The sequence below is a fragment of the Neoalteromonas facilis genome, from assembly GCF_002807665.1.
Lineage (GTDB): Bacteria > Pseudomonadota > Gammaproteobacteria > Enterobacterales > Alteromonadaceae > Alteromonas_E > Alteromonas_E facilis.
This window is the reverse complement of record NZ_PEAY01000004.1, coordinates 211399-230087: the sequence shown is the minus strand read 5'-3', so window position 1 is coordinate 230087 and position 18689 is coordinate 211399. Positions and strand designations below refer to the sequence as shown.

The window sequence follows — 18689 nt, the reverse complement described above, 5'->3', positions numbered from 1 at the left end:
TATATAGTGCATTCAATATATACATTTCAAGCTGCATTCAAATGAAGAAATATAGATTACTATAATCGTTTTTTTGTATTCAAAATTAGAAAGCCTTTTACTGCACTATCAATCGCGCATGTATCATGGAATTAAGTAGTGATTATCTCATTAGGCTTTTGCTTCGACCAGTGTAGTTATAAGATGTAAAAATCGCTCGTTTCAAGAAGGAATTTGTATTGTGAAGTTAAATTTGGAAACGTTGGCTGCGGTTACTGCAATCATAGTTTCAGTCGCCGCACTTTTTGTCGCGTGGGATCAGTCTCAAGTCATGCGTGCGCAACAGCACGCCTCAGTTTGGCCAATAGTTGATGTTGATATGACCATTGATGCTGATGAGTCATCTCTGTATATCGCTTTAGAAGCCGTAAACCTAGGTGTAGGGCCCGCTCTTCTGAAATCATCTAGTTTATCGATAAATGGACAAGCCATCGAAACGTTTGAAGAGTTCGATAATTTGGCACTGGTACCCGAACTGCAAGGCACAAGACGCATATTCAGTAGTCCTCTGCGCGGCATCATGGGCGCCGGCCAAAGCAAAACCATTTTGAGAATTTCTTGGGAGCAAACCGAAGAAAATAAAGCCGCATTTGTAAAGTTAGCGTCAAAGTACATTGGAGACGACGCTGCTGACATCGACGTTGGCGTTTGCTATTGCTCGGTATTTGATAAATGCTGGTCTTTCAATGAAGACAGTAATTCGGAGCCCACACTAGTCGAACATTGTCCAACAATGGAACAAGATCCCATCGAAAAATTAATGCGTTCGATCAACACGTAACGACATGTAGAAACTGTTTGCGAAATGCTGACTTACGCACTTACAAAACGTTTGGTATATCGACTCACAGACTAACATGTGATGAAAATGTGTTACTAAATGATGGTTAGCTACCCTGCATTGTCTGCATGTAATAATCGTTGGATCGTTTTCAACAGTAAGGGTAAATCTATAGGCTTGGCCAAGTGATCATCAAAGCCAACTTTTTTGTATAGCTCAACGTCCTTGGCCATTACGTTAGCGGTCAGAGCTACAATGGGTAGCTCTGGTTGTGCCTGCTTTATATGTTTACAGGCTTCAACACCGTCCATTTCCGGCATTTGAATGTCCATTAAGATTAGATCGGGATTTTCTTTCAACGCCAAATCAATAGCCTCAAGGCCATTGACGGCGAAGTACAAGTTCGCTTTGGTGTCGACCAACATAGCTTCAATGATAGAGCGATTTATATCATTGTCTTCCGCAATCAAGATCCGACAACCTTCAAGGTTCTTGGACTCTGAATTAGCGGCGGCCACTTCTTCTATAGTTGCGTCTTTATCAAGTGTTAAAGGAAGTGTTAAGACAAATTTAGACCCTCGTTCTGGGGCACTAACCACCTTGATATCGCCGCCCATTAAGTCAATCAATGAATGACTAATAGCCATTCCTAGCCCTGTACCTCCATATTTGCGTGTTGTTGACGAATCGGCTTGTTCAAACCGTGTGAATAAGCGTTCAAGCACTTCTTCGGACATTCCTATACCAGTATCCGTTACGCTTATCTTAAGCCCCTCATCCCCCTTTTGTTTAACTTTAATGTCCACTCGCCCAACGTCGGTGAATTTAATCGCGTTGCTACAAATATTAAGCAGGATTTGGCGTATACGCACTGCATCACCAATCCATATATCTTGATCGACATCAGACTGAATGCTTAATTCAACATCTTTGGTACCCAGCATTAAGGCTAAATCCGATTTCAAGGAATCAAGCATTGTGGAGAGACGGAATGCGTGCTGCTCGATAACTAACTTGCCAGCTTCAATCTTTGAAAAATCGAGTATATCGTTAATGATTGTCGTTAAGGTACGCGAAGAATAAATGGCTTTGTCTAATAACTCTTGGTCTTGGGGTGATGTCACAGATGGCCGCAGTAACTGCAAAGCACCATAGATGCCATTCATTGGGGTTCGGATTTCATGACTCATATTAGCCAAAAAGTGGGATTTGGCTTCATTCGCTTTTTCGGCAAGTTCTTTAGCGTTAGACAGCTCTTCTTCTCTTTTTAACTGCTCACTCAGATCAGACGCAATGCCCAAAAATCCATACACATTGCCACGTTCATCATGCAAACACGTGACCTTTAACAAGACCTGAACTTGGCTGCCGTCTTTGCGTATATAGGTCCAACGATTACTGTCCGTACCACCCTGCTTAGCTTTGGCCACAAACACTTCAAAACCAGGTTCTATTAATTGCCCCAACTCTTCTGATAACAGCCCAGCCCTTGCAACCACCTCGCCTTCATCATGAAAAATAGCAGGGCTTTGCTTACCAACCATTTCTGACGCTTTATACCCTAATAAACGTTCTGCCGCAGGGTTAAATGCTTTTATCAAGCCCGTCTCATCCGTTGCGATCAACGCGTAGCCAGCCCCTTCCAAAATACTTCGTTGTAGAATATTGGCTTGCTTGATTTCATTTGTACGTGCCGCTACCTCGCGCTCAAGCTTCTCGTTACTCATTTCTAGCGCTGTTTGTTTGGCTTTGGCTAATCGGACTTCATAGTTCTTATTCTCAGATCGCCTGATTAGCACAACTTGAATACTGAAAATAATCAATGCCAAGCTAATAGAAATCGCCACAGCACTTTTAAATGCCTGGCTGTTGTCCGCCAGACCAAGCTTATTCACAAACCGTTGATCAGCGGTAACTGACAGTTGCCATTCACGGCCAAATAAAGATAAGGAATTGGATACTTCATAATCATGCGCACTGTTTTCAACTTGCTTGCCGAAAAATAAGAAAGGTTCGCCATTGGTAATATCACGAATAGACAACATGACATCATCTTGTAAAGCATTCACTGAAGACAAAATTTCATCGATTAACAAAGGCGCATAAGACCAACCGATTAAAGCACTCATCCTGCCTTCGCTCTCACTGGGCGCTTCAATACTGGTATAAACTGGTTGCAGAATCAGAAAGCCTTGTAAACGTTTTTGGTCTGCTTGCACCAAGGTGATGGGCGCTGTCAGTTGAATGGAGTTAGTTTCAGCGGCCTGAATAGCAGAAGCGCGCCGCATTTCTTCAGAACCTATGTCCAAACCAATTGCCTGTAAATTTACAAACTCCGGTAAAATGTATTGGATGATAAACAAACTGTCTTGATGAGGGGTTAGCGTACGAAGATCGAACTCTCCGTCGGGTCTATCGTTTTTCGCAGACTGAATAAAATCAGCTAACTCGTTTGGTTGCACTAGACGAATAAAGCCAAAACCTCTAGCGCCTGGGTATTGCTGGTGATAATCCTGACTCTCGGAAAAGCCTCGCATATAGCCATAGTCAAGATTATCTAGACCTACAGCCATGACAGATGCCTTTACGCTATACAAACCATGGGTATATAAGGTTAAGCGCTCTTTTACTTCTATTGTTACAGTGTCTAGGCGGGCTTCTAGCGCATCAACAATCCGCCTTTGTTGTTCAGCACGAAAGGTTTGATCTTGTTCAACCGCATAAAAATAGCCGAATAGCAGTACCAGCACGGGCACCCAAAGCGCTTTAACAATACTGCTTTGTACTGATTCTAGACTAGACTGACGTAAACCCATGAGTTAGTAGCTTTGCACTCCACTCAAACTACTTGTGATTCCGTTTATAAGCAGTTGTTGTTAATAACTTCTCCATACAATCAGTGTAGACAGTTTTAAGGTAAACGTACCAGTAAAATGTTGGCGAATTTTTCTTCCAACATTGTTCACTCCAAATGAGAGTGCGAGATCGGTTGTATCAACATCGGGCAAGGGAGAATAGTGGTATGTGACAACGCATTGGAATGCTGAATAAAAGCTGTTTGGATGAGCAAGTGTTGGGCTGCAGGCTAGGGTAACCTTAAAGCAAAGACGCTAGTATTCGTCTGCTATCTCAGGACCGGCGTAATTATCGAAACGAGAGAACTGACCTTGGAACGTCAACCTAGAGGTACCAATAGGACCGTTACGTTGCTTACCGATAATAATTTCAGCCACGCCTTTATATTCACTGTTCTCGTGATATACCTCATCACGATAAATAAACATGATTAAATCCGCATCCTGCTCGATTGAACCCGATTCCCTCAAGTCCGAGTTTACAGGGCGCTTATCTGCACGTTGTTCCAAACCACGGTTTAGCTGCGACAGTGCGACAACCGGTACTTCTAACTCTTTCGCCAGCGCTTTCAATGAACGAGAAATTTCAGCGATTTCCAAAGTACGATTATCTGCCAAGCTCGGCACTCGCATTAACTGCAAATAGTCGACCATGATCAGGCTGATCCCGCCATTATCACGTGCGATCTTTCTCGCCCGCGTGCGCACATCCATAGGCGTTAGACCTGAAGAATCATCGATGAATAAATTATTCTTATCTTTTAGCATCGACATTGTGCGAGAAATGCGTGACCAATCGGTATCGTCCAATTGTGCCGTTCTAATTTTAGTTTGATCGACTCGACTCAAGGATGCGAGCATACGCATCATCAACTGTTCCGATGGCATCTCTAGACTAAATACCAATACGGGCTTCTCTTCCGCCATCATCGCGTTTTCACACAAGTTCATGGCAAATGTGGTTTTACCCATTGAGGGTCGGGCTGCAACAATGATCAAATCAGACGGCTGTAAGCCACTGGTTTTCTTATCGAGATCATGAAACCCTGTTGTAACACCAGTAACTTCTTTACCCGATTTGACCAATGCTTCTAGGCGATCGACGGTTTTGCCCAGCACCTTTTCGACATCACGCGGTCCTTCGTTTTCGCCCGTGCGCTTCTCTGCAATTTCAAAGACCTTAGATTCAGCAAAATCCAAGATCTCCATACTGTTTCGGCCTTCGGGATTAAACCCTATCTCAGCGATATTGTGCGCAACACCAATCAATTCTCGCGTAATGGCTCTTTCTTTGATGATATTGGCATACGCTGCCACGTTGGCTGCACTGGGGGTATTTTTTGCTAGCTCTGCGAGGTAAGCAAAGCCACCGCTTTCTTCTAACGTGTCGTTCTTTTCTAAATATTCTGACACGGTGATCAAATCGATCGGATAGTTTTGTTTCAGTAGGTCTAAAATCGCACTGAATATCGTTTGATGCGCTCGATTATAAAAATCGTCTTTACCAATGATTTCCGTCACCGTGTCCCAAGATTCGGGTGCAATGAGCATACTGCCCAACACCGACTGCTCAGCTTCAATAGAGTGAGGCGGTATCTTGAGTTTTTCGATTGTGGTGTCTTTTTTAGACGGCTTTACAACTTCCACGAGCGATCACATTGTTTAAACACGGTCGACTATTATGCAATAAATTCTATCCGAGATATATCGTTGCGAACATAAAAAAAGCAATTGAACCTGAGGCTCAATTGCTTTTGTATATCTGTGTACTGCGTCTTATCGATGCAATAATTCTACACGGCCATTAACGGTTGAGACTTCTACTCTTGCCTCGCCATTGCCAGTGCTGAATTCCAACCAACGGCGTGGACCGTACTTATCTTTTTGTGTTTTGTCGTCTGTCAAACGGTTAATAAAACGACCGCCAGCGTGCCCTTCAATGTCAAAGCGAGCGGATACACCTTGTTGAAACATTAACTCAATAGAGCCACCCACACTGGATACGCGCACATCACCATCATCGGCCAAATCCATACTCACTTCGACTCGACCGTTTACCGTACTCAAATCCAAGTCGTTGACTTCTTGTAGCTCCAGCCTTAAGTCTCCGTTGACGGTTTCCGCTGCAATTTCAGGGCTATCTGAGGCGATATCAATGTTGCCATTCACTGACGTGAAACTGATATCACCTTTACCACTGTGTTTACCTTCAATTGAGCCATTCACTGTTTCTAATTGAACATCACCCGATAACTTCTGTGCACGAATGTCACCGTTTACTGACTCTAAGCGAATGCGCCCAGTCATATCGTTAACGTCTATATGCCCGTTAACCACCTCAACGGCTAGCCCGCCATGCAGATTTTCCGCGTCAAAATTGGCATTGATTGACTCATATTGTACGCGACTATTTTTGGGCACAAAAATAGTCAAATCGTCACCTTCGTCGTTTTTCCAATTCTTCCAATTTCCGTCTCGATAGGAGCTGTGTTGCATTTCAACAGAGATTTCGACCCTATTGCCGCGGCGCTTAAACACAAACTCTTCGGCTCTATCACTTAATTCGCCTTGAACATACACTTCGTCCTTATCCCAACCTTTGACGACCGCTTTGCCATTCATGTGTTCAATGTCGATATAGTTATCGCTATCGACGTCTAAACGCTGATCAATTTTTTGACCTGCCAATAGCGTTGGCGACACCAGCATTAAACATGCTCCTAATGAGATAGCGAATCTCGATAAATTACGGCTTTCTGTTGTATTCATAGTCATGATCCAATACCTCTTCTAAATCTGGCGCCATTTCGGCGAATGGACTCGCTCAATAAGCCCAATTTGTTGTTGATATACGTTCTGCAGCATTTTTAACAATGCTGTATTATTAGGGTCCTGCTTCAGCGCAGCCTTTATTGCAGCAGCAGCATCCTCGAGCTCTTCCAATTGCTCTTGCCAATTCTCTGTTAACGCTGGCTGGTCTTGCACGCTAACTAACAGTGATTGCTTTTGCGTGTCGTAATCGTTTGCCAATACTGCCGCTAATTCAGCAGCGGTTGGTTGAGCGGGACCTTCTACGTCGGGAGACTTAAGCTGTGCAAACGCTAACCACCCCAATACCGCTACAAACGCCACACTTGCTGCAACAGAATACTGCCAGCGATTACTTCCACTAGGTCGCACCTCTTGCTGGTGTTGCGCATCCTGACGCTCGATACCTAATTCAATACCTTGCCACAAGTCTCGCTCGGGCATTTTTTCACGCGGGAGATCGTTAATGGCTTGCTGCAATTGTTGATGTTGCTTACTCATCACCCATCCACTCCGTTAATAATTGTTTTGCTCTATGAAATTGCGCTTTACTTGAACCTATTGCCATATCTAGCATGTCTGCAATTTCCTCGTGTCTGTATCCTTCTAGTGCATGCAATACAAACACATGTCTCGCTCTCTCCGGTAGCCGCATAATATATTCATCCAAAGCTACCTTATCGGCAGACTCTTCTGCCAAGCTTTCCATCGCGGGCGAACTTTCAATATTGAATGTGCGCTGCCACCAGCCTTTTTGCTTACGAATATACGAGATCGTAATATTCGACGTTACGCTATGCAGCCACGTTGAAAACTTACTTTGTCCGTTAAAGTTTTCCAGCTTACGCCACAGCTGAATAAACACTTCCTGTGTTGCATCCTCTGCCATAGTCTTTTCGCCCGTTAGGCGCAGACACAAGGCATACACTCGCCCGACGTGAGCGTCATACAGTTTCCTGTATGCTTGCTTACATCCTCGCTGGGCTGACTTAATTACATCTCGCTCAGCTTTTTCTGCAAATGTATATTGCGCGTCTACTACGCTACTTTGCGGTTCTGCCATGTCGCTTGTTTTCCATTGCAGTGTCAGTTCAAGCCTGTCTGTCACTGCAGGTTACCGGTTAGAGTTATAAGCTTTGTCGCAACGTCTACACCGAAGGTTTAAACCTGCTAAAAAAAATTTTTTCAAACAGCGCTGCAGGTTGTATTACACTGTCGAAATATTGGTTTCACCATACTATAGAAGACCACGAAATGATGCTGATAGATCAACTTTTTGCCGCTAAGCCAGTTCCATTTGGTGCCAGAGGGGCGCCAAGCAGCATCGTGAAAGCCCCGGTAGAGAAGCTTACTGTATTTTTTGACGGTACAGAGGAAGATGAGCAAGGAAATAAAAAGCTCCATGGCGGTAAGGAAAAAGTTTTACATCAATATGCACCAAGCAATTACGCCATTTTCCAACAGCATTTTCCTGATAATAGTCAGCAGTTCGTACCCGGTAGCATTGGTGAAAATATTTCAGTCAAAGACATGAACGACAACAATGTGCGGATCGGCGATATCTACACTATGGGAGAAGCCACTATTCAAGTGGGCTCACCGCGAGTCCCCTGCAACAAGATATCACAACGCTTTGGCATCAATAACCTTGACCGCTTTGTTAATCAGCACAATATTTGCGGCTGGTACTACCGCGTCCTGAATCCAGGCGTAATCAGGGTAGGCGATAGCGTAACGCTTGAGTCGTCCTCATCCAATGCCATGACCATCGCTGAATTTATGCAGTGTGTTAACAATAAGCATGCGAGCGAATCACAATTAAGACAAGCAGCCGAGCAAGTAGCGCTCGATCCAGAATGGCAAGTTAGACTGCGCAAGCGAGCAGACAGCCTTAGCCAGCGCAATGTTGAAAACTAGCTCCCGAGCATACTGCTCAGCGTGTCATTACCCTACAGCAACATGCGTATGCAGTGCAGTAACACAGGTTCACACGTCGATATTGGTGAGTATTTTACAAGACCCTAGTGAGCAAAAGCATGCCAAAAACACAGCACGCCTAGTACCACTAATAATGCCAACCACACTGATAGAAGTCGGCATAGTGGCGGATGATTTCCCTAGTATTCGCGAAAGAATCTCACATGGCAGTAATAGTGTGGTGCTGTACCCTAGCGCAGAGGCGATTTCGCTATCGCCAACGAACTCGCAGCAACAGTCTATCGATCATTTAATTGTGCTTGATGGTTCATGGCGCAAAGCACGGAAGCTATGGATGAATAATCCATGGCTACATCAGTTACCCGCTATCGCGATTACACCTGAGCATCAGACTCGCTATCGGATACGTCAGGCTCCAGACAACAACAGTTTGAGCACGATAGAAGCCATCGCCCATGCATTGCATGACATCGAAAATATTGATGAAAAACCCTTTATGCAGGTATTGGAACAGCTACAATTGCACTGGCAAGGCCCTCAATCTGAACGGCAGGAAAATTGAGGCATAAAAAAACCGCTAACGGCATGACCGCAGCGGTTCTTTGGAAAGCAATTAAGCTTATGCTTCTTGAATGATGATCAATTTAATTGATGTCATCACGTCAGAGTGAAGCTGCAAGTCAATTTCGAACTCGCCTGTTTCACGTAAAGTACCAGTAGGTAATTTAACTTCAGCTTTAGTTACTTCTACACCAGCAGCAGTGATTGCTTCTGCGATGTCACGAGTACCAACAGAACCGAAAAGTTTACCTTCATCACCCGCTGGAGCAGCGATAGTTACTTCAGCCAATGCCTGAACTTTCTCAGCACGCGCTTCAGCAGCTTTAAGCTGTTCAGCAATTTTTGCTTCTAGCTCTGCACGACGTTGTTCAAACTTCTCAACGTTAGCTTTAGTTGCAGGAACTGCTTTTCCTTGAGGGAATAAGAAGTTACGTGCGTAGCCAGATTTAACAGTGACTTTGTCGCCTAATCCGCCTAAGTTGGCGATTTTATCTAGTAGAATAATGTCCATCTACAATACCCCTATTAGTTCGCCAATTACTTATGTGAATCAGTGTATGGCAACAATGCTAGGAAGCGTGCACGCTTGATAGCAGTTGACAACTGACGCTGATACTTTGCACTTGTACCTGTGATACGGCTAGGAACAATCTTACCGCTCTCAGTGATATAGTTTTTCAAAGTAGCGATATCTTTATAATCAATCTCTGCTACGCCTTCAGCTGAAAAACGGCAGAATTTACGACGTCTAAAAAAACGAGCCATGGTAATTCTCCTTATTCTGAATCTGCGCTAGCAGCAGGTTTTGCTGGAGCTTCTTCGCGACGCTCACGACGCTCTTCTTTCATCATTGGTGACGCTTCGGTTACCGCAGATTTAGTACGCATCACAAGGTTGCGTAGAACGATGTCGTTGAAACGGAATGCAGTTTCAAGTTCTTCTACAGCTTCAGCAGTTGCTTCAGCATTGATTAGCACGTAGTGTGCTTTATGTAGCTTTTCAATTGGGTAAGCTAATTGACGACGACCCCAGTCTTCTAGACGGTGGATCTGACCGCCATCCTGCTTAAGGATAGTCGAGTACTTCTCGATCATCGCAGGGACCTGTTCACTCTGATCAGGGTGAACCATAAAAACGATTTCGTAATGACGCATGTCTGCTCCTTACGGTTGTAGTCTCGGGCAGTACAGCCTTCTGCATGGAGACAAGGAACGGGTTGGTTGGCTGTAAGGGCGCGGAGTATACAGAGGTGTTATGACAAAATCAACACACTCACACCTAGCAACGCAAGAAAGGACCAAATAAAGGTACGTTTGTCCACCTTTTCACCCAGCCACTTAGCGACAAACAGCGATAAGATGACGCTGGTTGCGAATAGCGTTTGTACAATCGCAGCTTTGGTGTTAGCAAACGCAACCATTTGCAAATATAGCGCTGCAAATGTGCCCAACAGCGTAGCCCACAGCAGTAATTTAACGCCTTTGCGCCCTAACGGGCGTGCCGGTTTAAAGGATCGCTTAAGTACCAGCATTAGCACTACAATAGCAGCTAAGCCACCGAGGAGTCTGTATAAAGAAGCATTCGCAGCATCAATTCCGGTAGTGGTTAAAATATCACGACTGATAACGGCTCCCACCGCCTGACAAACGGCTGCCATAGCAGCATAAACGTATCCGGTAACCGAAAAGAGCTTGGTGTTATCGCGCTTTTGTAACTTAATAATGACATCTACAGAAATAATAACTAATGCTATACCTATCCACTGCTGCCAGGTTAACCATTCATTGATCCACACCATCGCTAGCAACGCCGTTAGAATGGGGGCCAAGGTTTCAGCGACCAATATTGACTGACTATCGCCGATTAAATTAAGCGCACGAAAGAAAAACGTGTCGCCCAAACCGATACCAATCACACCACTCAGTACGAGCCAAGCCATTGCTGTATGACTCAGAGTGAACTGAACAGGAAAAAGCACTGTTACCAAGACCAGTACACCGGCTGCTAATGCACCTTTCCATAGATTCAATGCCAGTGGATTAAAATATGCTCCTAGCATTTGAAACATTCGCGCTGCTATTGCCCAACAACAGGCTGTGGTTAGTGCGGCAATCTCACCTGTTATCATCATCTAAGTTATCTCTCAATGTGACTTCTACACTCGATTTAAGACTTGGTACGTATTTAGCAACGTACTCTATAACCAAACATCCATCCTAGTTTTAAAGGTTCAGTAGTATGAGTATTCTCGGCGCATTAATCGCAGTATTATTTTTTATCGGTACGCCCATCACCGTATACACCTTATTTCAGTCTGGCCCGATTTCGAATGAAATCATACTGTTAGTGGGCTGTTTGTACGTGGGATATTTGCTGGGGCGGATTTTGCTAGCTAAAGATAAAAAACGCAACGATCGAAATAAACAAAAAGTCGCCAGACGAATTCAATAACTATTCTGGCGAGAAAACTAATCGTTTGTCGACATTTTGCGACAGACTATCTGTCGTAGCGTGGACGAATGGTAAACTCACCCAAATCAGCGCGTATCACTTCGACCCAAGTTCCTGCTTTTATTGAATCTTTGCTGCGCAGCCGCCAAGCTCTGCCGGAGTAATGATGAACACTTTTTTGTGCCGAGCTCACATCATTCACGAGTAAGAAGCGATACCCTATTAGATCCCGGGCAGACCTTGTTCCATCTAGGTTTGAGCGTAAATTTTTAAAGGAGGGACGAAATGCGACTAAGAAAAACACTGTCGTCACAAACATACACGCGAGCATGCTTGCCCAACCAAGTGGTATAACTTGGAAATAGGCGAATCCGCCAGCAGAAACAAAGCCCAACCCAAAGGAGAAGCAAACCAAGGAATTAAAGCGATAAATCAACCATTCCAGGCCAATCAGTAAAACGCCTGCGATAAAACACGCGAATACGAGATCTTCAGTTAACCCAAACACCCGATTTCATTCCTCCCACGACCTCAACTTGTCATTACCTCTGTCAGTGTTGCAAACTGACGACAAACAGATTACCTCAACCGCAGAAAAATGCAGCAATTGATTACATCACTTAATTTAAAACCCCATCCAGAGGGTGGCTACTTCTCTGAAGTATTTCGCTCTGAACATCAAGTTTGCTCGCCGCAGAACGGAAAAAGCCGCAATGCAATGACGCATATCTACTTTCTTCTATTGGCTGGACAGAAAAGCCGTTTCCACTGCGTTGCCCACGATGAAGTATGGAATTTTTATGCGGGAGCGCCGCTTAGACTGCATCATATTCGCAATAACCAGCCTTTGACAGAGAGCCAATCCGTTGCCTGTGACACAATAGAGATTGGTAACAGTCCGCATTTTGCCCATGTTATTAATGCGGGACATTGGCAGGCGGCTGAATCAACCGGCGAATACTCATTGGTGGGCTGTAGCGTGGCGCCCGGTTTTGATTTTGAAGATTTTAGATTTATGAATAAAGCAGAGGCAGACTGGCTTTCCGTTCACCAACCTGCCTGGAGCCCATTTGTATAAAGCTTATGGCAACCATGCATAGCTAAATTTCATAAACACTGATTGTTCAGCACTGGTTAGGCGAGACAAACTATCATCGTTAAATGAGGTATCAGAAATGCCGACAAAGAACTTCGTCAAAGGGTTGATCTTATAGCTGTACAACAGTTGCCAACTCAGATCCTGCGATTCCGCATCGACGGGTCGTAAGTAGTTCTGCTGATTACGGTCAATATCCGAATATGACATAATCAAGCGCAAGAACTGACGTGTATCGAATTGATAGGTGAAGCGCGCATCATAGATTTTAGCGGTAAACAAAGGCTGTTGCGCGACCTCAAAGTCATTATAGAGAAAATAGCCACCAACGTAGAGGTGCTTACCAATGTTCAGCTCTACCTCACTTTCGATAAGTACCCGCTCTCCCAAGCGATTATTGGCGAAATCTATCTGATCACCTACGCTTAAAAAGGCATTGAAATAGACGATCTCATTCGGCTGGGCTTCAGCAAATAAGTGCCATTGTTTCTCGTCAAACCGGTCCGTATTATCATCAATGTTGAGTAACGTATTGTCCCAACGTAAACCCGACCGATCGCGCGACAACATGCCTACTTCAAAATAGCTTTGGAAGTCTCCACGAATGCTGACATTCGCCTCCATTTCCTTTTCAAGCAATTCACCATTGTCGTTATGTGTAATATCCCAATCACCGGCTACTCGAATGCGGTTCCACCAACTGTCGTTGTTCCACCAAAAATAGCCGCCGCCTAGCACAGACTTATTGTGATCGACGGTCGATACAAAGCCTAAATCGGCCCTAAAATCAGCACCATTGGCATAATGGTCAGCATATACGTACCAATCGTGGGTTTCGTGTCGGTAATTCACGCGAAAAGCGCGACCAGTAAAGCTATCACTGCGTTGAACTCGCAACGCTTCTTCACTTAACTCTTCTGATACGAAGCAGTCTTCGGAACAATAATCACGATATAATTGGTCAGGATACTGCGTATCAGACACGACCCACTGGGCTCTAAGCTCATCGTTTTCGGTTATCAAATAACGCACATCAATACCATTTACGTAATTATGGTAGCTGTCTGATTTACGCAGCGTGCTGACAAAACCGATCGAAATGTCATCAGCAAGGTCGTAGCGATAACGAATGGCTGCATTATTTGAAGACTCTGCAATTTCTGCGACAGAGGAGCCCAAATTGCCAGGCACAAGAAATGTAGTGGCATCGTCATTCGCCACAAACACCCCAACCGAGTGTTCACCTACGCGCCCCGTTACTTTGGCGCCGTAATCTGGCGCACCAACGTTACGCGTATAGACAAGGTTTAGGTTTGACGAGAAGTAATCGGCATTCTCCGTAAAAAACGGGCGTTGCTCATCAAAAAATAACGCAAATGTGTTATTGATGCTCAGCTGGGCAACATCCGCCTCAACTTGAGAAAAGTCAGGATTAAGGGTGGCTTGTAAGGTAAATTCGGGCGTGATCCCCCAATTAATATCTAAGCCAATTTCCTGATTGCTGTCGTAGTCCCAATCACGCGTGGAATAGATATCACGCGAACGCCCTTTACCTGCTACCACAGTAGGAATAACGGCCAAATTGTTACCTTGTGAGGCAGACTCAAAGCCGCTTATTTCTTCTAACTGACACAGCAAACAAGAATTATTACGATCACGCGGAATGTTGGAAATCCGCATAAAATGGTCACGAGGATAGAAGCGTAGGAATTCTGCACCCCAAGTTTTAGTGCGATCGCCCTCATTAAAATTCATCGTTCTCAGCGGAAGCGCCATCTCAACCACATAGCCGTTTTCAGTGATCTTACCGGCTGATTCCCAAATCGCATCCCACGACTCACTTTCAAGGCCGGTCATTTCATTTTCAATAACGTCAGCTTGAACCCCAAATGGATTCACGAAGAACTGATACGCAAGACGACTGTCGTTGAAGGTATCGAGTTTGACCCCCACCATATCACCACCGAATATAAAGTCGCGGTCACGATAAAAAGACCGAATGGCCTCGGGATCAGGATCTTGTGCTACGAAAGCGACATACAGAGATGTTCCATCTTCATAGATAAAAACATCAGTGGTAACAGGCGCTGGTCGATTAGTTTCAAATGGCTCTGTAACATAATCAAGCGATTGCTTGGCGGCGCGTTGCCATTGAGGTTCATCCAGCACGCCATCAAGTGTGGCCGCGCCTTCGATAAAAGGGATTGTAAGCGGTGCAAGCGCCAATGGCTCATTGGTTGCCGCATCATCAGCTGATGCCACGAAGGCCCACGCGCCAAAAGTCAGGCTTATTATTCTTATTATCCTGCTTGTCATTTACCTATCCAAATTGGGTGATTTACGTATCCATTCTTGCTTTGCACATCAGTATGTCATATTTCACAAAAATACCAAGTGAGGCAGCTCGTTGTGCCCCACTTCTGTTCATATTTATCAAGATTATTGAAAGTCGCTAGCGTTGTAGTAAAGGGGCTTCAATGAACCACAAAATAACAGTTTCATTAACAACGAATTTTCACTGGGCACCAATTCATCCATAAAGAATTGATTCACACAGTTTCGAGCCTCTTCCACTAACACGATATGCTGAAAGCTTGGGGGGCGCTTGATCTTGTGCACCATAAGTCGTTCGTCGCCGCCTAATTCAACAATATCGTATGTTTGGCGCAAACCGCTCGGTTCTGGACTCTCTAATGAGCGATAGTACAAGCTGCGACTAAAATTGACCGCCACATCATCGTATACCTGACTAGCACCGAGGCGAAAATCTCCCAAATACGCGTCGAGTGTTAACGCAACGCTTTCGCCACGGATAAGACGCTCCAAGTTAAATTCACTGGTTTTTACGGTAACCAGATCTGCGTCTCTGACCAAATAGAATAGGTTTGGCCCTTTCGCATCGACCAAATAAACCAGTTGCAGATCACTAGGAGAGGAGTAGCGTGGCAAATAGGCAGCGTATAGGTCAGATTCACTCGACATCAATACAAAATGATGCTCCCCCATATACTTGGGATCCAACGGTGGCGGTGGCGCAGGCTCTTCTTCGGCAAATGCACTGACTACCACGAATAACAACAACCCACCCAACAATCTGACCATGCTTATCTGCTTTAAACTTCACCTTTGGTAATTATACGCAATTCCCCAAAAAGGTGATCGAACTTTTCCATTCAATTTTATGTGCAAACTCCCCTCTCCTTCTATTTGCCCTTCAACTCACCCGCTATTCGAGACAACGCCATTTCCAACATACTGTCTCCTTGCGGTACTGACGAACCAGCGTCTATTGGCCAATCAGGCATTACGCCACTTGGCTTTTTGTCGCCATTTGGCCTAACGATTAGCGCCTTTGGAAACCCCACTTCAAATGCTGTATGGGTGAGGGTGAAATGCTCCATTGCACCGTAAGTTGTTGCGAGATCGGCGGTTTCTTCTCCCAACACAGTAGCAAAACCATAATCCTGCACTATCGCAGCGACGGAAACGGCATTTGAATACGAATAACGGTCAACAAGCACAAAAACAGGCTGCGTAAAACGCTTGCCTTCACGCGGATGGGTAAGCGGAAACTCATAAGAAAAGACATCGCCCAGTTTCTGTTGTTGGTAGCGCTCAGCGAGTAGTCGAGACGTACGGTCATCACCGCTGCTGTTCGCTAACCTTATTTTATTGGCGTCTATTGCTGCCTGACTGAGCTTTATCTCAAATGATGAGGCAAAGCGAAATGGTCGAGTGGCAAACCAACCAAGCATATGGTCGCTGAACGAATTCGTGCCGCCAGGATTGCTGCGCAGATCAATTAACAACGCTTTGGCGTTTGCAGTTAAAAACTCGTCAAATGCCGCATCTATAAATCGTGTAAAATGGCTACTGTCCCATGTGTCTTTTGTCTGATCATCAATGTTGTAAAACGGGCCTGGTCGCAGATACGCGATACCGTTGTCCAACATCTTAGCAGTGCGAGGCTCATCATTCTCTGATGAGGCGGATTGAACCAACGCTGATTGCTGCTCTCGCGTCAATGCCTCAATCTTCAGAGTCTGTGAAACCTCACCACTTTCCACGGTTACACTGAACTGCGATTTCTCGCCGACTAAGAGCCAAATCAAAAATGGCATTTGCGATTCAATTAATGTATTCGCCAAACGTTGATTATCCGCTGATATCAGCGCACTCATGTCGTCAATCCATAACGCCATGTCGCGATTATCCAACTGCGTCACTTGCATACCAGCTTGCAAACGGGGCTCTTTGGCGTATACCTCGTCGATAAACACCCCCTGCTCACGCACATGCACGAACAAAGGCAACATAGTGCCACCATTTCCGCGATAGGTTAGGAAGTCCTGAATCGGCAAATCAATTTTGGCATGGGCTACGCGTCCCAGCGCTACGAAGCGTTGAAAATAAATTCTAGCTTGAGCCTCGGTCATTGGTGCACGAATACCGTGCAGGTACTGTTGAAAAGCGGCGTCATAATCCGGCTTTGGCAAATGCGCATATAAGTCAAAATGCGAACGGGCTATTTCAGTGTAAAGCTCAGTAAAGTCTGACTTCAGTTGTTCTACTGAATACGTTGTTTGCGAGGCATTTGCACAGCATATTGCAATGCTAAACAGCAAAACAAGGTTAAAAAATGTGGATAAAAGCTTTTTCGACAGCATTAAGAATTCCTCTGTTTATAAAGTGAGAATACCGTCGAATAAATTGCACATGATGTCCTGACGAAAGCCTGATATTCTTCGGAAAAAAGTCTGAGCGCACGATTTATAAGGTGTCCAAGAGTATATGAGCGGCCGGAAACTTCAAATTAACCAATGGCTTATTGATATGTCATCGGGAGAAGTATGGCTATTTGACAGTGATGCCGAAAAAACCCAGCAATATGATCCTATTGCCCGCATTGAACCCAAAGGGATCTATTTACTCAAGATACTAAGTAAACACGTGGCTCAACTCATCGAGAAAGACCAACTGCTCGAGGTTTTATGGCCGGGCCAAGTTGTAAGTGAAGACTCACTCACTCGCTGTGTTTCACGAGTAAGGAAAGTACTGAACGATGACCCCAAATCGCCGAGCATTATTGAAACGCTCCCCAAGCGGGGCTATCGGCTTATAGCTCAAGAAGTTCGTTGGCATGGCCCTATTAATGAAATAGTCGTTACACAGCAAGAGACGACGGAACCTCCTTCATCCATAGTCGAGATGAAACCACACCGGCCAGTAGCACTCTTGATCAGTACCCTTGTTGTTGGTGCTATTTTCATCGGCGGCATGTTCCTAGTGAATCCATTTCAAAAAGAGCCACATTCGGAAGACGAGGGCGACTTCATTTTAAGTCAGGCAGACGATTACTACATGCAAATGCGTAGACAAGATAACGAAATGGCAATCGACCTATATCAGCAAGCCATGGCGCTTCGCCCTTCGTCAAGTCATGCTCAAGCCGGACTGGCAAATGCGATAGTGCAACAAGTGATCCGATGGCCAGCAAAAACCCAAAACACGCTCATTCAAATTAAAAGTCTTGCTGATGCAATTGAACAAGGGCTTACGCAATCAGAACAAGCTCAACGCAAGCTCGCTCGTGCACAATCCCTCGCTCAATCAGCCGTTGAACTCGATCCGCGATCAGCAAAAGCATATAAAGCACTCGGCTTCGTGCACGCGGCGCTAGGTCAATTTGATAGTGCAATTACGCACTACGAAAAGGCCGTTGAGCTCGATAAGCACGCTTGGGATGCTTATATCAACATTGGCGACACACTAGAATTGAAAGGCCAACAAGCCGAAGCAATACCCTATTTTGAACGCGCGTTTTCGGCCATGACCGTCGTATATAAAGATCAGTCCGCGCAAATCGCACCTTGGTATGCCGACATGGGTGCTATGATTGGGCACAAATATCAGGAACTCGGCAACATGCAACAAGCGGAATTGTGGTATCGCCATGTACTCAGTTTTGCCCCCCTAAATGCTCGCGCTACCCAACGTTTGGCGACTATTTTATTCGAGTCAGGTGAAACTGCGAGTGCAGAGCGCTTATGCAATGAGTTCAAACAACGGGTAGGAAACGACATTTGCGTACAATTTAGCAATGAATAAGCCGCATATATCCTATACAATCCGCGCTTCATTTTTTTTAAACACTCATTGG

19 protein-coding genes are annotated in these 18689 nt (G+C 45.0%); 6 read left to right on the top strand and 13 right to left on the bottom strand.

Going from position 1 to position 18689, the window contains the following annotated elements; genetic code table 11:
* The first annotated feature begins 220 nt into the window (after nucleotides 1-220).
* Entirely contained in the window at nucleotides 221-820 is a 600-nt protein-coding gene (locus tag CSH93_RS12430) for a hypothetical protein (RefSeq protein ID WP_100643587.1), read from the top strand.
* A gap of 110 nt (nucleotides 821-930) precedes the next feature.
* Here the strand turns inward: CSH93_RS12430 and CSH93_RS12425 are convergent, their stop codons facing one another.
* From CSH93_RS12425 to CSH93_RS12405, 5 genes are all read right to left on the bottom strand, one after another.
* Nucleotides 931-3636, bottom strand: coding sequence for a CHASE domain-containing protein (locus CSH93_RS12425; RefSeq protein ID WP_100643586.1), 2706 nt, complete (start codon nucleotides 3634-3636; stop codon nucleotides 931-933).
* 294 nt (nucleotides 3637-3930) lie between these two features.
* On the bottom strand, nucleotides 3931-5322 hold the full coding sequence (dnaB, locus tag CSH93_RS12420) for a replicative DNA helicase (protein ID WP_100643585.1): 1392 nt from the start codon (nucleotides 5320-5322) through the stop codon (nucleotides 3931-3933).
* Nucleotides 5323-5451: 129 nt separating this feature from the next.
* On the bottom strand, nucleotides 5452-6444 hold the full coding sequence (locus tag CSH93_RS12415; RefSeq protein ID WP_100643992.1) for a DUF4097 family beta strand repeat-containing protein: 993 nt from the start codon (nucleotides 6442-6444) through the stop codon (nucleotides 5452-5454).
* Between the two features lie 21 nt (nucleotides 6445-6465).
* Entirely contained in the window at nucleotides 6466-6984 is a 519-nt protein-coding gene (locus CSH93_RS12410; protein WP_100643584.1) for a hypothetical protein, read from the bottom strand.
* Nucleotides 6977-7546, bottom strand: a complete 570-nt coding sequence (locus tag CSH93_RS12405; protein ID WP_100643583.1) for an RNA polymerase sigma factor — start codon at nucleotides 7544-7546, stop codon at nucleotides 6977-6979. Before CSH93_RS12405 ends, CSH93_RS12410 begins: the two co-directional genes overlap by 8 nt.
* A 191-nt stretch (nucleotides 7547-7737) precedes the next feature.
* Between CSH93_RS12405 and CSH93_RS12400 the strand changes: the two genes are divergently transcribed.
* Nucleotides 7738-8400: an MOSC domain-containing protein gene (locus CSH93_RS12400; protein WP_338063506.1), complete on the top strand. Its 663-nt coding sequence runs from the start codon at nucleotides 7738-7740 to the stop codon at nucleotides 8398-8400.
* The gene (locus CSH93_RS12395) at nucleotides 8387-8983 is read left to right on the top strand and encodes a tRNA-uridine aminocarboxypropyltransferase (RefSeq protein WP_100643582.1); all 597 of its coding nucleotides are present in this window, start codon (nucleotides 8387-8389) and stop codon (nucleotides 8981-8983) included. The genes CSH93_RS12400 and CSH93_RS12395 overlap by 14 nt, the downstream gene beginning before the upstream one ends.
* Before the next feature lie 57 nt (nucleotides 8984-9040).
* Here CSH93_RS12395 and rplI read toward each other — a convergent pair whose 3' ends face one another.
* From rplI to CSH93_RS12375, 4 genes are all read right to left on the bottom strand, one after another.
* Nucleotides 9041-9493 (bottom strand): 50S ribosomal protein L9, encoded by a 453-nt coding sequence (gene rplI / locus CSH93_RS12390; protein ID WP_100643581.1) that lies wholly within the window; start codon nucleotides 9491-9493, stop codon nucleotides 9041-9043.
* 26 nt (nucleotides 9494-9519) lie between these two features.
* On the bottom strand, nucleotides 9520-9747 hold the full coding sequence (gene rpsR / locus CSH93_RS12385) for a 30S ribosomal protein S18 (RefSeq protein WP_100643580.1): 228 nt from the start codon (nucleotides 9745-9747) through the stop codon (nucleotides 9520-9522).
* 11 nt (nucleotides 9748-9758) lie between these two features.
* Nucleotides 9759-10136 carry a 30S ribosomal protein S6 gene (rpsF, locus tag CSH93_RS12380; RefSeq protein ID WP_100643579.1) on the bottom strand — a complete coding sequence of 126 codons (378 nt, stop codon included), beginning with the start codon at nucleotides 10134-10136 and terminating at the stop codon, nucleotides 9759-9761.
* A gap of 98 nt (nucleotides 10137-10234) precedes the next feature.
* Nucleotides 10235-11113: a DMT family transporter gene (locus CSH93_RS12375; RefSeq protein ID WP_338063505.1), complete on the bottom strand. Its 879-nt coding sequence runs from the start codon at nucleotides 11111-11113 to the stop codon at nucleotides 10235-10237.
* A gap of 107 nt (nucleotides 11114-11220) precedes the next feature.
* Between CSH93_RS12375 and CSH93_RS12370 the strand changes: the two genes are divergently transcribed.
* A complete protein-coding gene (locus CSH93_RS12370) occupies nucleotides 11221-11433 on the top strand; it encodes a hypothetical protein (RefSeq protein ID WP_100643578.1) in 213 nt (70 codons plus the stop codon).
* A gap of 46 nt (nucleotides 11434-11479) precedes the next feature.
* Here the strand turns inward: CSH93_RS12370 and CSH93_RS12365 are convergent, their stop codons facing one another.
* Nucleotides 11480-11941: an NfeD family protein gene (locus CSH93_RS12365; protein WP_100643577.1), complete on the bottom strand. Its 462-nt coding sequence runs from the start codon at nucleotides 11939-11941 to the stop codon at nucleotides 11480-11482.
* Between the two features lie 90 nt (nucleotides 11942-12031).
* Here CSH93_RS12365 and CSH93_RS12360 point away from each other — a divergent pair, with 90 nt between their 5' ends.
* Nucleotides 12032-12511 carry a cupin domain-containing protein gene (locus tag CSH93_RS12360; RefSeq protein ID WP_100643576.1) on the top strand — a complete coding sequence of 160 codons (480 nt, stop codon included), beginning with the start codon at nucleotides 12032-12034 and terminating at the stop codon, nucleotides 12509-12511.
* A gap of 3 nt (nucleotides 12512-12514) precedes the next feature.
* Here the strand turns inward: CSH93_RS12360 and CSH93_RS12355 are convergent, their stop codons facing one another.
* From CSH93_RS12355 to CSH93_RS12345, 3 genes are all read right to left on the bottom strand, one after another.
* Nucleotides 12515-14845: a carbohydrate binding family 9 domain-containing protein gene (locus tag CSH93_RS12355; protein WP_100643575.1), complete on the bottom strand. Its 2331-nt coding sequence runs from the start codon at nucleotides 14843-14845 to the stop codon at nucleotides 12515-12517.
* A 123-nt stretch (nucleotides 14846-14968) separates the two neighbouring features.
* A complete protein-coding gene (locus CSH93_RS12350) occupies nucleotides 14969-15631 on the bottom strand; it encodes a hypothetical protein (protein ID WP_100643574.1) in 663 nt (220 codons plus the stop codon).
* Nucleotides 15632-15732: 101 nt separating this feature from the next.
* Nucleotides 15733-17196: a S41 family peptidase gene (locus tag CSH93_RS12345; protein ID WP_100643573.1), complete on the bottom strand. Its 1464-nt coding sequence runs from the start codon at nucleotides 17194-17196 to the stop codon at nucleotides 15733-15735.
* Nucleotides 17197-17320: 124 nt separating this feature from the next.
* Here CSH93_RS12345 and CSH93_RS12340 point away from each other — a divergent pair, with 124 nt between their 5' ends.
* A complete protein-coding gene (locus tag CSH93_RS12340) occupies nucleotides 17321-18637 on the top strand; it encodes a tetratricopeptide repeat protein (RefSeq protein ID WP_100643572.1) in 1317 nt (438 codons plus the stop codon).
* Nucleotides 18638-18689 lie beyond the last annotated feature (52 nt).